General features: G+C 45.5%; 15 protein-coding genes. 14 read left to right on the plus strand and 1 reads right to left on the minus strand.

Going from position 1 to position 15,976, the window contains the following annotated elements:
• Nucleotides 1–203 precede the first annotated feature (203 nt).
• Complete coding sequence (locus tag ACPW7N_RS25910; protein ID WP_425654727.1) at nucleotides 204–1,163, minus strand: tyrosine-type recombinase/integrase; 960 nt, start codon at nucleotides 1,161–1,163, stop codon at nucleotides 204–206.
• A 144-nt stretch (nucleotides 1,164–1,307) separates the two neighbouring features.
• On the opposite strand from ACPW7N_RS25910, the gene ACPW7N_RS25915 reads away from it, so the two are divergent.
• From ACPW7N_RS25915 to ACPW7N_RS25980, 14 genes are all read left to right on the plus strand, one after another.
• Nucleotides 1,308–2,243 carry an EAL domain-containing protein gene (locus tag ACPW7N_RS25915; protein ID WP_425654729.1) on the plus strand — a complete coding sequence of 312 codons (936 nt, stop codon included), beginning with the start codon at nucleotides 1,308–1,310 and terminating at the stop codon, nucleotides 2,241–2,243.
• Between the two features lie 95 nt (nucleotides 2,244–2,338).
• Complete coding sequence (locus tag ACPW7N_RS25920) at nucleotides 2,339–2,560, plus strand: YdbC family protein (RefSeq protein WP_425654731.1); 222 nt, start codon at nucleotides 2,339–2,341, stop codon at nucleotides 2,558–2,560.
• A 153-nt stretch (nucleotides 2,561–2,713) separates the two neighbouring features.
• Complete coding sequence (locus ACPW7N_RS25925; RefSeq protein ID WP_425654733.1) at nucleotides 2,714–5,389, plus strand: sigma-54-dependent transcriptional regulator; 2,676 nt, start codon at nucleotides 2,714–2,716, stop codon at nucleotides 5,387–5,389.
• A 200-nt stretch (nucleotides 5,390–5,589) separates the two neighbouring features.
• Nucleotides 5,590–5,895 carry a PTS sugar transporter subunit IIB gene (locus ACPW7N_RS25930; protein ID WP_425654735.1) on the plus strand — a complete coding sequence of 102 codons (306 nt, stop codon included), beginning with the start codon at nucleotides 5,590–5,592 and terminating at the stop codon, nucleotides 5,893–5,895.
• A gap of 12 nt (nucleotides 5,896–5,907) precedes the next feature.
• On the plus strand, nucleotides 5,908–7,233 hold the full coding sequence (gene celB / locus ACPW7N_RS25935; protein ID WP_425654737.1) for a PTS cellobiose transporter subunit IIC: 1,326 nt from the start codon (nucleotides 5,908–5,910) through the stop codon (nucleotides 7,231–7,233).
• A gap of 12 nt (nucleotides 7,234–7,245) precedes the next feature.
• Complete coding sequence (gene chbG, locus ACPW7N_RS25940) at nucleotides 7,246–7,992, plus strand: chitin disaccharide deacetylase (protein ID WP_425654739.1); 747 nt, start codon at nucleotides 7,246–7,248, stop codon at nucleotides 7,990–7,992.
• A 12-nt stretch (nucleotides 7,993–8,004) separates the two neighbouring features.
• On the plus strand, nucleotides 8,005–8,331 hold the full coding sequence (locus ACPW7N_RS25945; RefSeq protein WP_425654740.1) for a PTS sugar transporter subunit IIA: 327 nt from the start codon (nucleotides 8,005–8,007) through the stop codon (nucleotides 8,329–8,331).
• Entirely contained in the window at nucleotides 8,328–9,650 is a 1,323-nt protein-coding gene (locus ACPW7N_RS25950; RefSeq protein ID WP_425654742.1) for a 6-phospho-beta-glucosidase, read from the plus strand. The genes ACPW7N_RS25945 and ACPW7N_RS25950 overlap by 4 nt, the downstream gene beginning before the upstream one ends.
• A gap of 20 nt (nucleotides 9,651–9,670) precedes the next feature.
• Entirely contained in the window at nucleotides 9,671–9,928 is a 258-nt protein-coding gene (locus tag ACPW7N_RS25955) for an HPr family phosphocarrier protein (protein WP_425654744.1), read from the plus strand.
• A 78-nt stretch (nucleotides 9,929–10,006) separates the two neighbouring features.
• The gene (locus ACPW7N_RS25960) at nucleotides 10,007–10,504 is read left to right on the plus strand and encodes a DinB family protein (RefSeq protein WP_425654746.1); all 498 of its coding nucleotides are present in this window, start codon (nucleotides 10,007–10,009) and stop codon (nucleotides 10,502–10,504) included.
• A gap of 70 nt (nucleotides 10,505–10,574) precedes the next feature.
• Nucleotides 10,575–11,543: a helix-turn-helix transcriptional regulator gene (locus ACPW7N_RS25965; RefSeq protein WP_425654749.1), complete on the plus strand. Its 969-nt coding sequence runs from the start codon at nucleotides 10,575–10,577 to the stop codon at nucleotides 11,541–11,543.
• 362 nt (nucleotides 11,544–11,905) lie between these two features.
• On the plus strand, nucleotides 11,906–13,348 hold the full coding sequence (locus ACPW7N_RS25970; protein ID WP_425654747.1) for an aldehyde dehydrogenase family protein: 1,443 nt from the start codon (nucleotides 11,906–11,908) through the stop codon (nucleotides 13,346–13,348).
• A 196-nt stretch (nucleotides 13,349–13,544) separates the two neighbouring features.
• Nucleotides 13,545–14,870, plus strand: coding sequence for a 4-aminobutyrate--2-oxoglutarate transaminase (gene gabT, locus ACPW7N_RS25975; protein ID WP_425654750.1), 1,326 nt, complete (start codon nucleotides 13,545–13,547; stop codon nucleotides 14,868–14,870).
• The gene (locus tag ACPW7N_RS25980; protein ID WP_425654748.1) at nucleotides 14,845–15,948 is read left to right on the plus strand and encodes an ABC transporter ATP-binding protein; all 1,104 of its coding nucleotides are present in this window, start codon (nucleotides 14,845–14,847) and stop codon (nucleotides 15,946–15,948) included. The genes gabT and ACPW7N_RS25980 overlap by 26 nt, the downstream gene beginning before the upstream one ends.
• Nucleotides 15,949–15,976 lie beyond the last annotated feature (28 nt).

Below are 15,976 nucleotides of genomic sequence, written 5' to 3' on the forward strand. Positions count from 1 at the left end.
TGGAATATTTTCATCGTTGGAAAAAAAGCCGAGGGATTCGAGGTATAAAAGTGGGGCTGCTTCGGGTACAATATGTCGTACAAGACGGGTTGTTCGACATTTTATTTTAAAAAATCGACCAGATTAGACATATTTTCCAGAATTTATTATATCCCAAAAATTCTCTAATGAATATGAATTTTTATCTTTTGACCTATTGATTTTTAAAAAATGTCTTTTAAGCAGTCTTCTACAAAATCAGGAGCTGCTTTTTTCATTTGTTGAACGGTATGTAAATAACGCTGCGTTGTTGTGATTTCTGAATGCCCAAGAGTTTCTTGAACCTGTTGTAGTGAAGCACCATGGAGTAAGGCTAACGTAGCATTCGTATGTCTAAGCCAGTGAGGAGTAACCTTTTTCACTGTATTACTATGCTCACGGGCTTTTTGAATAATCCGTTCTACTTGTCTTGGTGAAATTGGGAAGAGTCGTTGATTGGAGTCCTGGCTTTTTTCTTGTTTTTGAAGGAGTTGCAGTTGTAATAATTGCTTCCACAATGTTTGCGGAACTTTGACTTCCCGTTGTTTTCCTCCCTTGCCCTCCACTACAGTCAACCATGTGGAGGTTTCTGTTGGATCAGAGTGAAAATGATTCCATTGAATGGCGACCAGTTCGGAGACCCGCAGCCCCAGTAATACAAGGGTTAATCCGATGAGATAGTCTCGATATCCTTGGTTTTTTAATTGGTTCAACAGGAGTAACAGTTCCCGCTTGGTCAAATAGTGATTTTTACTGGTTATGGGTACTTTCGGTGTATGGATAGAAGTCGTTGGATTATGGGGGAAAATACCGATATTGGGATCGCTTCCCCATTTGTAAAGGGACCGTAATGGATCAATCAGACTTGCTAATGTCGCAGGAGCCAAAGGCTTTCCGCTTTTGCTACATAAGCCTTGTTCCAAGGATATCTTATACACTTCAATTTCACGCCATGTAACCTCAGGCAGAGGTTTATATGAAATAAAATGGCGAAACTGTTCTATGGCTCGACTGTAATTCCGCCTAGTGTATGGGGAACGATGACATGTGGTTAGAAAAATATCGATAATTTGTTTATCCGTATATTCTTCTGAGTATTTTCTAAAGGTGTGCATCGGAATGTCCTTGAGCACTTGTTGTAACATGAATGCTTTCGCCTCCTTCATCTTGTCGAACAACCCGTCTTGTACGAACTCCATTTTACTCATGTTTACGAACGAGTGAAATAAAGAACCGCACAGGCACGGAATCGTATGCAAGTGTTCGAAAAGACAAGAGAGGAAATAGTCGTGAAAAATCAGGGAAGTATCAATCAATTGAAAAAGCGTATTGAGGCGATACGATCTCAGCTTCATAGTGCTTTTCAAAACAAAAGGACATTTTCTGATCCAGATGTATATCTATTGAGTGTGTATCTGGATGATCTGATAGCAGAGTACCAAAATTGCATTCGAATGGACCGTGGTCAGAAGAAATCGTTGAGTGAGAAACTGAAAGAAAACTTCCTGCAAAACATTGAATTATATCCTCTCTATCAACGCATTGTCCGATTAACCAACCCCTTGGAGGAATACGCCTATGAAGCTACCATTCGGGGGAGAACGGAAAATGGAATTGAAATTCCGCCTTCTGTTTTATTTCAACAATCGGAAGGGACACAGATGTTGATTGATTACAAAGCGAGACATATTGCCATTCGTGAAGCGTGCCCACTTGTTACGAATACCTCTCTGTTGTTTCTAAACGGCCACGCCCTGTCTCTCCAGGCAGGATTTATTTTTGAAAATGTGGCAAAGCTGGAAGTTCCCATCAATCAACTGGTATTGGAAATCACGGAACAAACCCGAATTGATAATGTGGGATTATTAAAGCAAGAATTAACGGCCTTGCGTGCTTTGGGGATGAAAGTTGCTCTTGATGATTTTGGTGCTGGATTTTCGAATTTTTGGCTGGTAGAAGAGCTAGAACCAGAATATATCAAGCTGGATCGATCAATTATCGCTAAAGTTGATCAGTCCACACAGGCACGCCGGGTCATTGAAGGTATGGTCGTTTTTGCTGAGAAAGCCAATACCCAACTCATCTCAGAAGGTATTGAAAGAGAAACACAGCGAGATATATTGGTCGAATTGGGTGTGCAGTATGGACAGGGCTTCTTCCTTGGTTATCCGTTTGCCATTACACCAGAGAGTGGTGGTGCAGTAAGAGAAAGATCGACCAGTTGAAGGGTAAACCACCATGTAAATTATTTTGAAATGGTCACTATGATTGGATATATTGAGGCTGATCATAAGGATTGTAAAAACATGGGGGGATAGAAATGAGCGATTTTTCATTTGAAATTATCAAGACCATTGGGACAATTTCAGAATTGCCGACAGGATGGAAAAAGCAGCTAACACTAGTAAAATGGAATGGTCGTGACCCGAAGTACGATATTCGAGACTGGTCTGCCGATCAAACCAAAATGAGAAAAGGCGTCACCTTGGATGAAGCGGAAGTGAAGTCTTTGCAAAAATTGCTTCTGGAAATTGGCGGATAAAAGCACAGATACTCTCCCAGAGAATTTTCTCTGGGTTTTTTATTATCTTCATTCATCAATATAAAGGAAATTGCAATAAAATACAGAATGATCACTCAATATTGGGTATGTTCTCCTCCAAAATACATACTCAAATAATAGGCAGGTGATTTGATGAAACGAATTGATTTAATCTTTCAGAAGCTGCGTCTGGAACCAGGGCGACAAATTTGTGCTAACGATCTGGCAACCGAGTTGAATCTGAGTCGCGCCAACGTAAGCAGTGACCTCAACCGTTTGTGGAAAGAAGGAAAAATCGAGAAAACAGAGGGAAGACCTACCCTTTTTTATGCCCGGAAGTCAAAAGAGTCGCTCATCCAAAAGGAAACCACGTTGGATAGGTTGGCTCTAACGAACAAGAGCTTGATTACTTCCATTGAGCAGGCTAAAGCTGCCGTTTTGTACCCGCCCCGTGGCATGCATTGTTTGATTCTTGGTGAAACCGGTGTAGGGAAATCGGCGTTTGCCGGGTTTATCCACTCGTTTGCCGTCGATATTGGACGGCTGAGTCAGGATGCGCCTTTCGTGATTTTTAATTGTGCTGATTATGCGAATAACCCGCAGTTGTTGATCAGTCAGTTGTTTGGCGTGAAAAAGGGAGCATACACGGGGGCCGAGATGGACCGCAAAGGACTTTTGGAGAAAGCGGATGGGGGCATCCTGTTTCTCGACGAGGTGCATCGATTGCCAGCAGAAGGGCAAGAAATCTTTTTTACGTTTATGGATAAGGGAATCTATCGTCGAGTCGGAGAGTCTGAGGATGAACGGCACGCACAAGTACAAATTATCTCTGCTACGACAGAAAATCCTGAGTCTAGCTTGTTGAAAACATTTATCCGTCGCATCCCGATGATTATCAAAATCCCTTCACTGATCGAGCGAGGAATGGAAGAGCGCTTTGGGCTGATAATGACCTTTTTCCGTGAAGAGGCATTTCGACTCGGACGGGACATCCAGATTTCCGTCAGTGCGATCCATGCTTTCCTAGCGTATCATTGCCCCAATAATATCGGACAGCTAAAGACGGACATACAGCTTACCTGTGCTCGTGCCTACGCTGATTTTGTCTCCCTCAAGAAAAACAGCCTGCATATCAGTGTCCCCGACCTACCCCATCATGTGAAACAAGGCCTTCTGCTTGCCAAAGAACACAAAGCTGCCATGGACGAGTTAGTCGGCACAGATAACCGATGCTTTGTCGTTCAACCATCGTTGGATAGCATTTTGGTAGAAAAGAAAACGGAAGACCCCACCAACACTGTATATGAAAAAATTGAGCAGAAGATCATGGAACTGCGTGATCAGGGGCTCACCGAAGAGGAACTTGAGTTTGATATTGAAACGTATTTCACGCAGTTTATCAAAGGCGTTCACCAGCGGATCAACAAAGAGGACTTGGCACGGATTATCGACCCGGTGATTATCAATCTGGTAGAGGAAATTGTCCGTTTTGCGGAAGGGAAGCTGGCGAAAGTGTTGAGTCAAAAAGTCATTCTCGGACTGGCACTGCACATTCAGACTTCCAAAGAACGGCTGTCGAAAGGGAAGCAAATCATCAATCCGCATTTGAACAGCTTGCGAATCAAATATAAAAAAGAATTTGGCGTCGCCCTTGAGTGTGTGCGCATGATCGAGGAAGCTGTCCTGATGGATTTGCCAATGGATGAAGCGGGTTATTTGACGATGTTTTTTGTGCTCGATGAAAACGACTTGCAGGAGGGCAGGGATACCATCGGGGTGCTAGTTATCATGCATGGCAACGGAGGGGCAACCGCCATGGTGGATGTGACGAATCGACTACTTGCCACACAGTACGCCAAAGCAATTGATGTTCCATTTGAGATCGATACAATGGAGATCCTGCAGCAGGCAATTAAAGTGGCGAAAGAGATTTGTGGAAGCGCCGGGCTCTTGCTTCTTGTTGACATGGGCTCTTTGCTTGATTTTGGAGTGCAAATCGAACAGGAATTGGGTATTCCGGTAAAAGTCATCCCTCTAGTCAGTACGCCACATGTCATTGAAGCGACACGAAAGGCTATGCTCGGACACTCGTTAGAGGAAGTGTACCGGGATGTGAAGGGCATCTCCCTGATTCAAGAGGATGTTCGGCCCCGAATCAGCGAGCCTGCTGATCAACCGGAACTGGCGATTGTGGTGGCTTGTCTTTCTGGCGAAGGCAGTGCCTTATATCTAAAAAACTTGCTGGAAACCAGACTGCGATACGATAACCAACTGATTCAGTTTGTACCTCTGCAATTAATTGATAAAACAGAAACTCGCAAGCAGTTGCAAATCCTCAAAGGGAAACAAAAGATCATTTGTGTTGTGAGCAATCTGATTCTTGAGAGGGAGCTGCGCTATTATGGGATGGATGATGTCCTGAGCGGAGAGGCTCTGCAAGAGATCCAAGAGACGATTGATTGGGAAGAGACCCATAGGAAGATGGAGAAATCTTTGAAAGAAAGTTTGAAAATGGTAGATGGGCAAAAAGTATTTCATGACACAAGGACCTGCGTAGATCGGATGGAAGAACGTCTGCAGACCAACCTGTCGTTTGATACGAGAATCGCTCTGTACCTGCATATTTGCTGCATGGTCGATCGTCTGACTGCCAAAGGAAAGCCAGTAATTTATCGCAACAAGGAATCATTTATCAAGGAAAACAAAAAAGCCTACCACCTGCTGACTCATGAGCTTGCCCCCCTTGTCGAAGCATATGAGATTGAGATCAGTGAAGATGATATCTGCTATATCCTGAATTTTTTTCTCTACAGCAATACACTAACGTAACTTAGTGTTTCATTCCCCCCGGTATTCTCTTTCATATTAAAACACTAAACAGGCTCAACAATACACTTCGAGCAAAACAGAAATCTGTATACCCCAGAACTGTTGTCAGATTAGCTTAAAATTGAAAGCGCATTCAACGATAGTGTTTTGGCACGCTAGTTGCTTTACTATTCTGACAAATAGACGAAAGGAGGATGAAAATGAATATTTTGCTTTGTTGTAATGCAGGGATGTCAACCAGCCTATTGGTGCAAAAAATGGAACACGCTGCAAAAGAAAAAGGGATTACGGTAAGGATCTGGGCTGTTTCTGCGGACGAAGTGAAGAAAAATATTGATCAGGCGGATGTGCTGCTGCTCGGGCCACAGGTTCGGTACAAACTGACTGACTTGAAAAAAGAGGGAGATGCCAGAGGGATTCCGGTTGATGTGATCAAAACGGTCGATTACGGGACGTTGAACGGAAAAAACGTCCTTGAATTTGCCCTTAGCCTTAAAAAATCTTAAAGGAGGGTACTTATGGGGGGATTTATTACTTTCCTGGAACAGCGAGTAATGCCAGTTGCCGGCAGGATCGCAGAACAAAAGCATCTTCAAGCAGTTCGTGATGGAATCATTTTGGCAATGCCACTGCTGATTATCGGCTCGCTTTTCTTGATTATCGGGTTTATTCCGATTCCTGGTTACGACAAGTTCATGGCTGGTGTGTTTGGTGACCAATGGTTGACGAAATTGCTTTATCCGGTAAATGCATCCTTTGATATTATGGCACTCATCGTAAGTTTTGGTATTGCTTATCGGTTGGCTGAAAAGTACAAAGTAGACCCACTATCGTCTGGAGCCATTTCAGTGGCTGCATTTCTTCTGGCAACTCCCAACTGGACGATGTTCACTCCGGATGGAGCATCGGCTGCCGTGCAAGTCGGCGGTGTGCTGGCCATGAAGTTTTTAGGCAGTCAGGGACTCTTTGTTGCGATGATCTTATCTGTCCTGTCTACTGAAATTTATCGATACGTCATTCAGAAAAATATTGTTTTCCGCCTTCCTGACGGTGTCCCACCTGCTGTATCTCGCTCCTTTGTTGCCTTGATTCCTGCCTTTGCCGTTTTCGTGGTTGTTTGGTTACTGAGAATTCTGCTTGAAAATACTTCATTTGAAAGCATTCATAATATTGTCTCAACCGTACTGGCAGGGCCTCTTAACGCATTGGGTGGCAGTCTGATCGGGGCAATCGTGGCGGTGCTGGTCGTTCATTTGCTGTGGTCTGTAGGGATTCACGGTGCTGCGATTGTCGGTGGAGTTCTTGGACCGATCTGGCTCTCCTTGATGGATCAGAATCGTGCTGTTTTTCAAGCCAACCCTGGTGGAGAATTGCCGAACGTCATTACACAACAGTTTTTCGATTTGTGGATTTATGCGGGTGGTTCGGGTGCAACGCTGGCCCTTGTCGTATTGATGTTGTTTTGGGCAAAGAGTGAACAGATGAAGAGTATCGGAAGGCTCTCCATTGGCCCGGGGATATTCAACATCAATGAACCAGTCACTTTCGGGATGCCGATTGTGATGAATCCATTGCTCATCATTCCGTTCATCCTGGCGCCTATCGTACTGGTACTTGTCAGCTACTTTGCCATGTCGACCGGACTGGTTGCCAAACCGAGTGGGGTCGCCGTCCCGTGGACAACGCCACCAATTATCAGTGGTTATCTCGCAACTGGCGGGAAGATCTCAGGCAGTGTGCTCCAATTGATAAATTTCTTTATCGCCTTGCTGATTTATTATCCGTTCTTCCGCATGTGGGATAAGCAAAAACTGGAGGAAGAGCGCTCTGGCGCTGCCAGTTAAGAGGGAAGCCATATGAAGCTGATTGTCAATGCAGATGACTTTGGTTATTCACGAGGTGTTAATTGGGGAATCATAGAGGCCCATCGGGAAGGGATTGTTACATCTGCTACGATGATGGTGAACATGCATGCACTGGAGCATGCGGTACTGCTCGCCAATGATCATCCCAAGCTTGGTGTGGGGATTCATCTCGTGTTAACCTGCGGGCGTCCCTTGTTATCCCATGTAAACTCGCTTACGGATGAACAGGGTCGATTTCTCAGGTATCATGACCTTATTTCCCGGGCAAGTGTCGAAGAAGTAGAGCAGGAATGGATTGCCCAATTTGAAAGGTTTCTGGCTACCGGACTCACACCGACACATCTGGACAGCCATCACCACGTACACGCTCATGAGAAAATACTTCCTGTCGCAATGCGTCTGGCTGAGCGCTATCAATTACCGATTCGGAATCCGTTCGTCTTGACGAGCGAAGTACCGGGCCTATCTTCTCCTGTCAGGATGCCGGAGCGTTTTTTACACCAGTTTTATGGAGAAAATCTGACGAGTGATATGCTGATCAACCTACTGAACGAATCGAATGAATGTCAGACGGCAGAGCTAATGTGTCACCCTGCGTATCTGGATGAGGAGCTGCTAACCGGCAGCTCCTACAACCGACCACGAGCCAGAGAGTTGCAAATTCTGACTGATCCGGCAGTGAAAGAATACATTAGGCAAAGCCCAATTCAATTAGCTAGTTTTAAAGAAATAAGATAGGTGGAGATCAGGTTGGACTATACCCAAGCGGCTTTTCAATTGATCCTGCATGGAGGGAATGCCAGAAGCCTGGCGATGGAAGCAATTCAATTGGCAAAGAGTGGCGATGCATCAGGAGCCGCCAATAAGCTAGGCAAAGCAGCAGAAGAGTTGAGTCTTGCTCATTTGGCGCAAACAAGCCTAATTCAGAAGGAAGCGTCCGGTGAGAAAACAGAGATTTCCATGCTTTTGATACATGCGCAAGATCATTTGATGAACGCCATCACGGTCAAAGAGATGGCTGCTGAGTTTATCGAATTGTACAGTCATATTCATGCGAACAAGGGGGCAGGAGTGTGAGCGGAATTAAAATTGTAACGATTGGTGGAGGCTCGAGTTATACACCAGAGCTGGTAGAAGGGTTTATCAAACGATATGACGAGCTGCCGGTTCGGGAGTTGTGGCTGGTGGATATTCCCGAAGGAGAAGAGAAGCTGAAAATCGTGGGGGCCCTAGCGAAACGAATGGTAGAAGAGGCAGGCGTGCCAATGGAGGTTCACCTGACGTTGGACAGACGACATGCGCTAGTGGGGGCAGACTTTGTCACGACGCAGATTCGTGTCGGGTTACTGGATGCAAGGATAAAGGACGAAAAAATACCGCTAAAATACGGGGTAATCGGGCAGGAAACAAACGGACCGGGCGGGTTGTTTAAAGGATTGCGCACCATCCCCGTGATCCTGGATATTTGTCGCGATATGGAGGAATTGTGTCCTGACGCGTGGCTCATCAACTTCTCCAATCCGGCTGGCATGGTTACCGAGGCCGTCCTGCGCTACAGCAACCATCAAAAGGTGCTGGGACTTTGCAACGTGCCGATCGGGATGAAGATGGGCGCAGCAACCATTCTGGGAGTCGATCCAAGTCGGATTCACATTGATTTTGCAGGACTCAACCACATGGTGTATGGCTTGGCGGTTCACTTGGACGGCAATAATGTCACGAACCAGTTAATCGACAGTCTGGGGAGCGAACAATCAGGAATCACCATGAATAATATACTGGACCTCGGGTGGGAACAGGATTTTATCAAGGCATTGGGAATTTTACCGTGCCCGTACCACCGCTATTATTATCAGACGGAGCTCATGCTAAAACACGAATTTGAAGAAGCACAAGCCAACGGAACTCGTGCCGAAGTGGTGAAGAGACTGGAGCAGGATTTGTTTGAACTGTACAAGGATCCTGAATTGAAAGTAAAGCCACCTCAGCTTGAACAACGTGGTGGAGCTTACTACAGTGATGCAGCGTGCAGTCTGATTAATTCCATTTACAATGACAAGCGCGATATCCAGCCTGTGAATGTGCGAAATAACGGAGCCATTGCCAGCATACCGGATGATTCGGCGGTGGAGGTCAATTGCGTCATTACCAAGGAAGGTCCGATTCCACTGGCGGTTGGCGATTTGCCGATTGCTGTGCGAGGACTGGTACAACAAATTAAATCGTTCGAACGAGTTGCGGCGGAGGCTGCCGTGACAGGAGACTATTACAAGGCACTTCTGGCGATAACCATCAACCCGTTGGTGCCTTCTGATGCGACTGCAAAAAAAATTCTCGATGAAATGCTGGAGGCCCATAAAGACTACCTGCCCCAGTTCTTCAAAGCTGTGACATGAAGAAGGAGAGGGGAGAGCAGATGATCAGGTTTACGGTGAAAGTAACAACAAGCGGCGGTTTGCATGCTCGCCCGGCATCGGTCCTGGTTAATCAGATCAATAAGTATACCTCGTCTGTTACGATCCGCAAAAACGGCAAGGAAGCAAACGGAAGAAGCCTTCTCAGTGTAATGGCGCTAGGTGCAAAAACAGGGGATGAGGTTGAGTTTGAGGTAAGTGGTGAAGATGAGGAAGAAGTTGCAGTAACTATTCAGGGGTTGTTTCAAAAAAATTCGTAGAGGAAAACTTCACTGACCGTAGGTGTCAGTGAAGTTTTTTTATAATGCAGATGTAGTAAACAACAAGGAGGGATTTTGATGTTTGTAACGATAGAAGAATTTGTGAATGAGTGGAAAAAAGAGACGGAGATAACGGAGCGAGTTATGGACGCATTGACAGACCAGTCACTGGAGCAAAGCATTCTACCCGGCTATCGAACGTTGGGGCAAATCGCCTGGCACCTTGTGCAATCAATTAACTATATGTCTGCACTGGGGCTCTCCTTTGAAGGACCGTCCGGGGGCGAAACAGCACCACAAGCCGCCTCCTTTATCGCCAGTGAGTATCGGCGGATCAGTCATTCCATGGTGGATGCCGTACAGCAGCAATGGACCGAAGCCAGCCTAAAAGAAGGAACGATCGTACACGATGTAAAATGGCTCAATGGTGCTTCCTTGCGTTTTTTAATCATGCATCAGGCACATCACCGTGGGCAGATGACCGTACTCATGCGGCAAAGTGGCATACTCATTCCCGAGGTCTATGGTCCAACATATGAAAAATGGATTGAGAAAGGGCAAGAACCCCTTATCTGATGGAAGTGGCGTGGCTTAACCGTTACAATGAAAGAGGATCAAAATCATGCGGAAAGGTATCGGTGAGGGTATGTCAAAAGCAGATAACATGCTGTCCATCCTCTGGCTACTGAAGTCTGGGAGACGGATGACTGCACAGCAACTGGCGGATGAACTGGAAATCCATATTCGCACCGTTTACCGATGCATCGACTCGTTGTGTGCCAGTGGCGTTCCTGTTATTGCCGAATCAGGGCATAATGGCGGGTATCAAATTTTGGACCATTTTTCAGAGGCTCCTTTATTGTTTGATATGGAAGAACAAAAGGCATTGATCCATGCCTCTATTTTTGCCCGAGAAATGGGGTATCCGTTTACGGAGGAACTGAACCGGGCCATTGACAAACTGAAACGTTATACAAATGATGAGCAGATTTCCCATATGTCACGGCATGCAGACGGACTAGCTGTTATTCATCCGCCGGCCGATAGCAAGGAACAGATGCTTCTCCAACAATTAGAGGAAGCAGCCGTGAACGTTCAATCACTGGAGATGATTTACGGGAGGGGGGCTAAAACGGCTCCTAGTACTCGCCAGATCGATCCGTATGGCATCGTGTACTGGAAGGGAAGTTGGTATGCAGTTGGTTTCTGTCACCTTCGTCAAGCAGTGCGCAGTTTTCGAGTGGACCGGATTGTAGAAATCAAGCTGTGTGAAAACTATTTTGTACGGCCTTCCAATTTTTCTGCAAAGGACTTTTTGATCAATCAATTATTGCCGGATGCAGTCGAGAAGCAATCAGATCTGACCGTAACGATCCAGGCTGAGGAGCAAGTCCTGAATGATTTATGCAAGCATTGGTTATTTGGTCATTCACTCACGGAACGCACTGCAGGCCAAGCAACATTCAAGCTGCAGGCTCCCTCCTTGCTAACCTATGTGCCGTATTTTCTTCTTCCGTATGGAAAGGCGTTAGTCATTAAAGAGCCGGAAGTTTTGATCAAGCGAATGGCTGAAGTCAGTTCTGAGATGGCAGCGTATTATCAAGGTCTGATCTAATCAGGCCTTTTTTGTACTTGATGGGCAAGAAATAAATAATAGTTTTACAAGACGAAATATTGACAATATTCCGAAAAGGATAAATAATAATTTATGGGTTCACTGATATTGAGTATTCCTTAATATCGTACTGAACTGCCTGGTCAAAAATGAACAACTTCAGACAGACTGCCTTAGTTTGTGTGATCTTCTTTACCGAAGACATAAAGCGAACGATTAGCCAGTCAAACTGCAATCTTATTTGTGGTTTGTCTGGTTTTTTTGTGTGAAAAACGTCTTGACGTCTTTCACAACCATTTATTGAAAGGAGGAAAGGATCTGCATCAAAACATCCAACAATTCCACTAAAGGAGAGGTATCCGATGACAACAAAGGCAGATTTCAAAATATATGGAAGCTATATTAACGGTACTTGGGTAGACTCCGGGGAATATCTACCTGTTCTAAACAAATATAGTGGTGAGCAGATTGGCAAAATAGCCATCACGACGAAAGAAAGAGTAAATGAAGCAATTACATCAGCGGAGGAAGCATTCCACAACAATCCGTTATCACCTTCAACACGTTTTGAAATTCTGAATCGAGTTTCACAGCTGATCAAGGAGCGCAAGGAAGCTTTGACTCGCATGATCGTGCTGGAAGCAGGAAAACCGTATAGGGAAGCAAGTGTGGAAGTGGAACGGGCAGCCAATACGTTTTTGATTGCTGCAGAAGAAGGCAAACGGATTTGTGGAGAGATGATCCCGATTGTTAACAAAGGTACAGCCGATGCCCGTGTCGCTTACACGCTGAGAAAGCCGGTAGGTGTCGTCTGCTGCATCTCACCTTTTAACTTTCCCTTGAATCTGGTAGCTCACAAAGTAGCTCCGGCCCTAGCCGCTGGGAACACTGTTGTACTCAAACCAGCATCAACTACGCCATTGACATCTGCCATGCTTGCCGAAATTTTTGCCGATGCAGGTCTGCCGAAAGGACATTTTCACCTTGTCGTCGGCGGGGGAAGCAGTGTAGGAGAATGGCTTTTGCAAGATGAACGGATTGCTCATTACACCTTCACAGGAAGTCCAGACGTAGGCAAACATATCCGGAAGCAAGTGGGGATCCGCCATGTGACCCTTGAGCTTGGCTCCAACTCGGCGACTATTGTTCATGAGGATGCCAATCTTGAAGCTGCTGCTGCCAAATGTGCTGTTATGGCATTTGCAAATGCGGGGCAAATCTGTATTTCTGTCCAACGGATCTACGTGCATCAAAACGTATATGATGCGTTTCAACAAGTATTTGTTGCTGAAGTAAAAAAACTGGTCGTAGGTGATCCGCTAGATCCGGCGACACAAGTAGGTCCAATGATCAGTGAGAGTGAGGCAAAGCGGGCAATTGATTGGGTTAGTGAAGCCGAAAGCCTCGGCGCCAAGGTACTTACGGGAGGTACGAGGAAAGGCACGCTTGTCCAGCCAACCGTTCTTCGTGAAGTAACCAGTGATATGAAAGTAGTATGTGAGGAAATTTTTGCTCCTGTCGTTTCACTGGTTGCCTACCAGGATCTCTATGAGGCGATCAAACTGGTTAACAAATCAAAATACGGTTTGCAAGCAGGGATCTTTACCTCTTCCCTGAAAACTGCCTTTGAAGCAGCTGATAAAATCGAGGTAGGGGGTGTCATGATTAATGATACCTCTGTGTATCGTGCTGACGAAATGCCGTATGGCGGAATCAAGGATAGCGGGGTCGGCAGAGAAGGTCCGAAATATGCCATCATGGAAATGACGGAGCCAAAGGTGATTGTTGTCAATCACAATATTTAATCTTGACATTTTTATCAGCAGTGATAAAATGTTGAAAAAATCAAATATTCTGACTGTTTCGTCTGTCGCCCTTCACACCCGAAGAGAGCTCACGGACGCCAAAGCCAGTCGCAATCTCCTTGCCGAATGTACATTCGTTCAGGGGATGCGACTGGTTTTTTTTCGAATGAAATAGAGGGAGTGAGCCAAAGTGGAGATTACAAAAGGAGCAAGAAAGACGGTCCCGGGACCCATCTCACATGAATTGCACGAGCGTAGGCAAAAAGCTGTTCCAACAGGTCCTTATCACGTAACCCCGATTTACGTGCAGGAGGCAAAAGGAGCGATTGTCACGGACGTCGATGGCAATCAGTACATCGATTTTGCAGGGGGAATCGGCATACAAAATGTCGGGCACTGTCATCCGAAGATAGTAGAAGCAGCTCAGCAACAAATTGCCCAATCGATACACACCTGTTTTCATGTATTTCCTTATGAGAGCTACATTGAGCTGGCTGAAAAGCTGAATAAGAAAACGCCAGGCGCTTTTGAAAAGAAAACGATGTTCGTTAACAGTGGTGCTGAGGCAGTGGAGAATGCTGTGAAAATTGCCCGACATGCTACAGGTCGAAAAGCAATTCTGTCCTTCCAACGTGGATACCACGGCAGAACGCTGATGACCATGTCTCTGACCAGTAAAGTAAAACCGTACAAATATGGATTTGGCCCGTTTGCTTCCGATGTCTACAAGCTTCCTTATCCTTATTATTATCGAGATCAAGCAGGGCGCTCCGAGGAAGAGATCGACAGCGAAGTGCTGGCTCGGATTGAAGAAATGTTTTTGAACGAAGTGGCGCCGGAAGATGTGGCAGCTATCATTATGGAACCGGTGCAGGGTGAAGGCGGGTTTATCGTACCTTCTCCCAAATTCGTCCAGAGCATCCGGGAAATCTGCAATCAATACGGAATTATCTTCATTGCTGATGAAATTCAAACAGGTTACGCACGGACAGGAAAGCTTTTTGCGATGGAGCACTTCGGTGTTGCAGCAGATTTGATGGTCTCATCCAAATCAATCGCAGCAGGATTGCCGCTCAGTTCAGTAACAGGCAAAGCTGAATTAATGGACGGCCCTGCGGCAGGACAGCTTGGAGGAACATTTGCAGGAAGTCCGGTTTCATGTGCTGCTGGGCTTGCTGTTCTGGAGGTCATCGAAGCGGAAAAGCTGGTTGAAAGGGCACAAGTGATTGGACAGAGGATGTTGACTCGCTTCCGTGAAATGCAGCAGAAACACCCGGTAATTGGGGATGTTAGGGGCTTGGGAGCAATGGTTGCGATGGAACTGGTATCCGACAGAAAGACCAAACAACCTGCAAAAGAAGCTGTTGCGGAAGTTATCAAAAGATGCTGGCAAAATGGTCTGGTCGGATTAAGTGCAGGTACTTACAGCAATGTTCTCCGCTTTCTTCCGCCGTTGGTGATAACAGATGATCAACTGGAGAGGGGGCTGGATATTCTTGAGTCTTCCTTTGAATCAGTATAATACTCACCTTTCTCTTACCAATGCAACAAAGTTCTATAAAAAAGTAAAAGCAGTTGATGATGTCAGTCTTGAGGTGGAAAAGGGAGAGTTTTTGACGATCCTGGGACCATCTGGCTCAGGCAAGACCTCTCTTTTGAAGCTGATTGCCGGTTTTGAAGAATTGAGCAGCGGCTCCATTCATTTGAATCATCAGGATATTACACAGAAAAAACCGTACGAACGAGACATTGGAATGCTGTTTCAGAACTATGCTCTCTTCCCTCATATGACAGTGGAAGAAAATATCGCTTATCCACTGAAAATTCGTAAAGTAGACAAGAAGCACATCAAGGAACGGGTTTCCAACATACTGGATTTGGTTCATCTCAATGAATTTGGCGACCGCTTTCCTCACAAATTAAGCGGCGGTCAACAGCAGCGTGTGGCGCTTGCCAGAGCAATTGTATTTAATCCCCCCTTACTACTTCTCGACGAACCACTAGGAGCTCTTGATAAAAATTTGCGAGAGCGGATGCAACTTGAAATCAAACACATTCAAGAAAAAGTAGGAATTACCACGATAAGTGTGACCCATGACCAACAAGAAGCTCTAACCATGTCTGATCGGATTTGTGTAATGAACCATGGAGCAATTGAACAAATCGCATCTCCAGAAGAAATTTATAGCAGACCCAAAAATCGCTTTGTAGCTGAGTTTATCGGGGAGATTAATCTTCTCCACGGAAAAATCGTTGGTGTCAACGTTGACAAGTTGGCGATTCAACTGATTGGGGAAACCAGTCCATCAATTGTAGCAAGTGGAGAGGGGCATTCTGTCGGCGAAGAAGTTTTTATAGCTGTCAGACCTGAAAACGTTTACATCTCACACCGGCCTGGTGAATTCCAGAACACATTACAGGTTTTCGTAGCTGAAAAAATATTTGTCGGTGACAGTGTAAAAGTGAAAGCAACGACCAGCTTTCAAGAGGAAATCATGATCAAAATTCCGACCAGTCTATCTGTAGAGATCGAGGTAGGCAAAGAAATTACTTTGGGGTGGAATCAGCAGGATTCAACAACAATTCCGTATGAATTGTAACAAAACGGTCATGACCGTTTTCCCCTCT

The organism is Brevibacillus nigriterrae (assembly GCF_049846925.1).
Taxonomy (GTDB): domain Bacteria; phylum Bacillota; class Bacilli; order Brevibacillales; family Brevibacillaceae; genus Brevibacillus_H.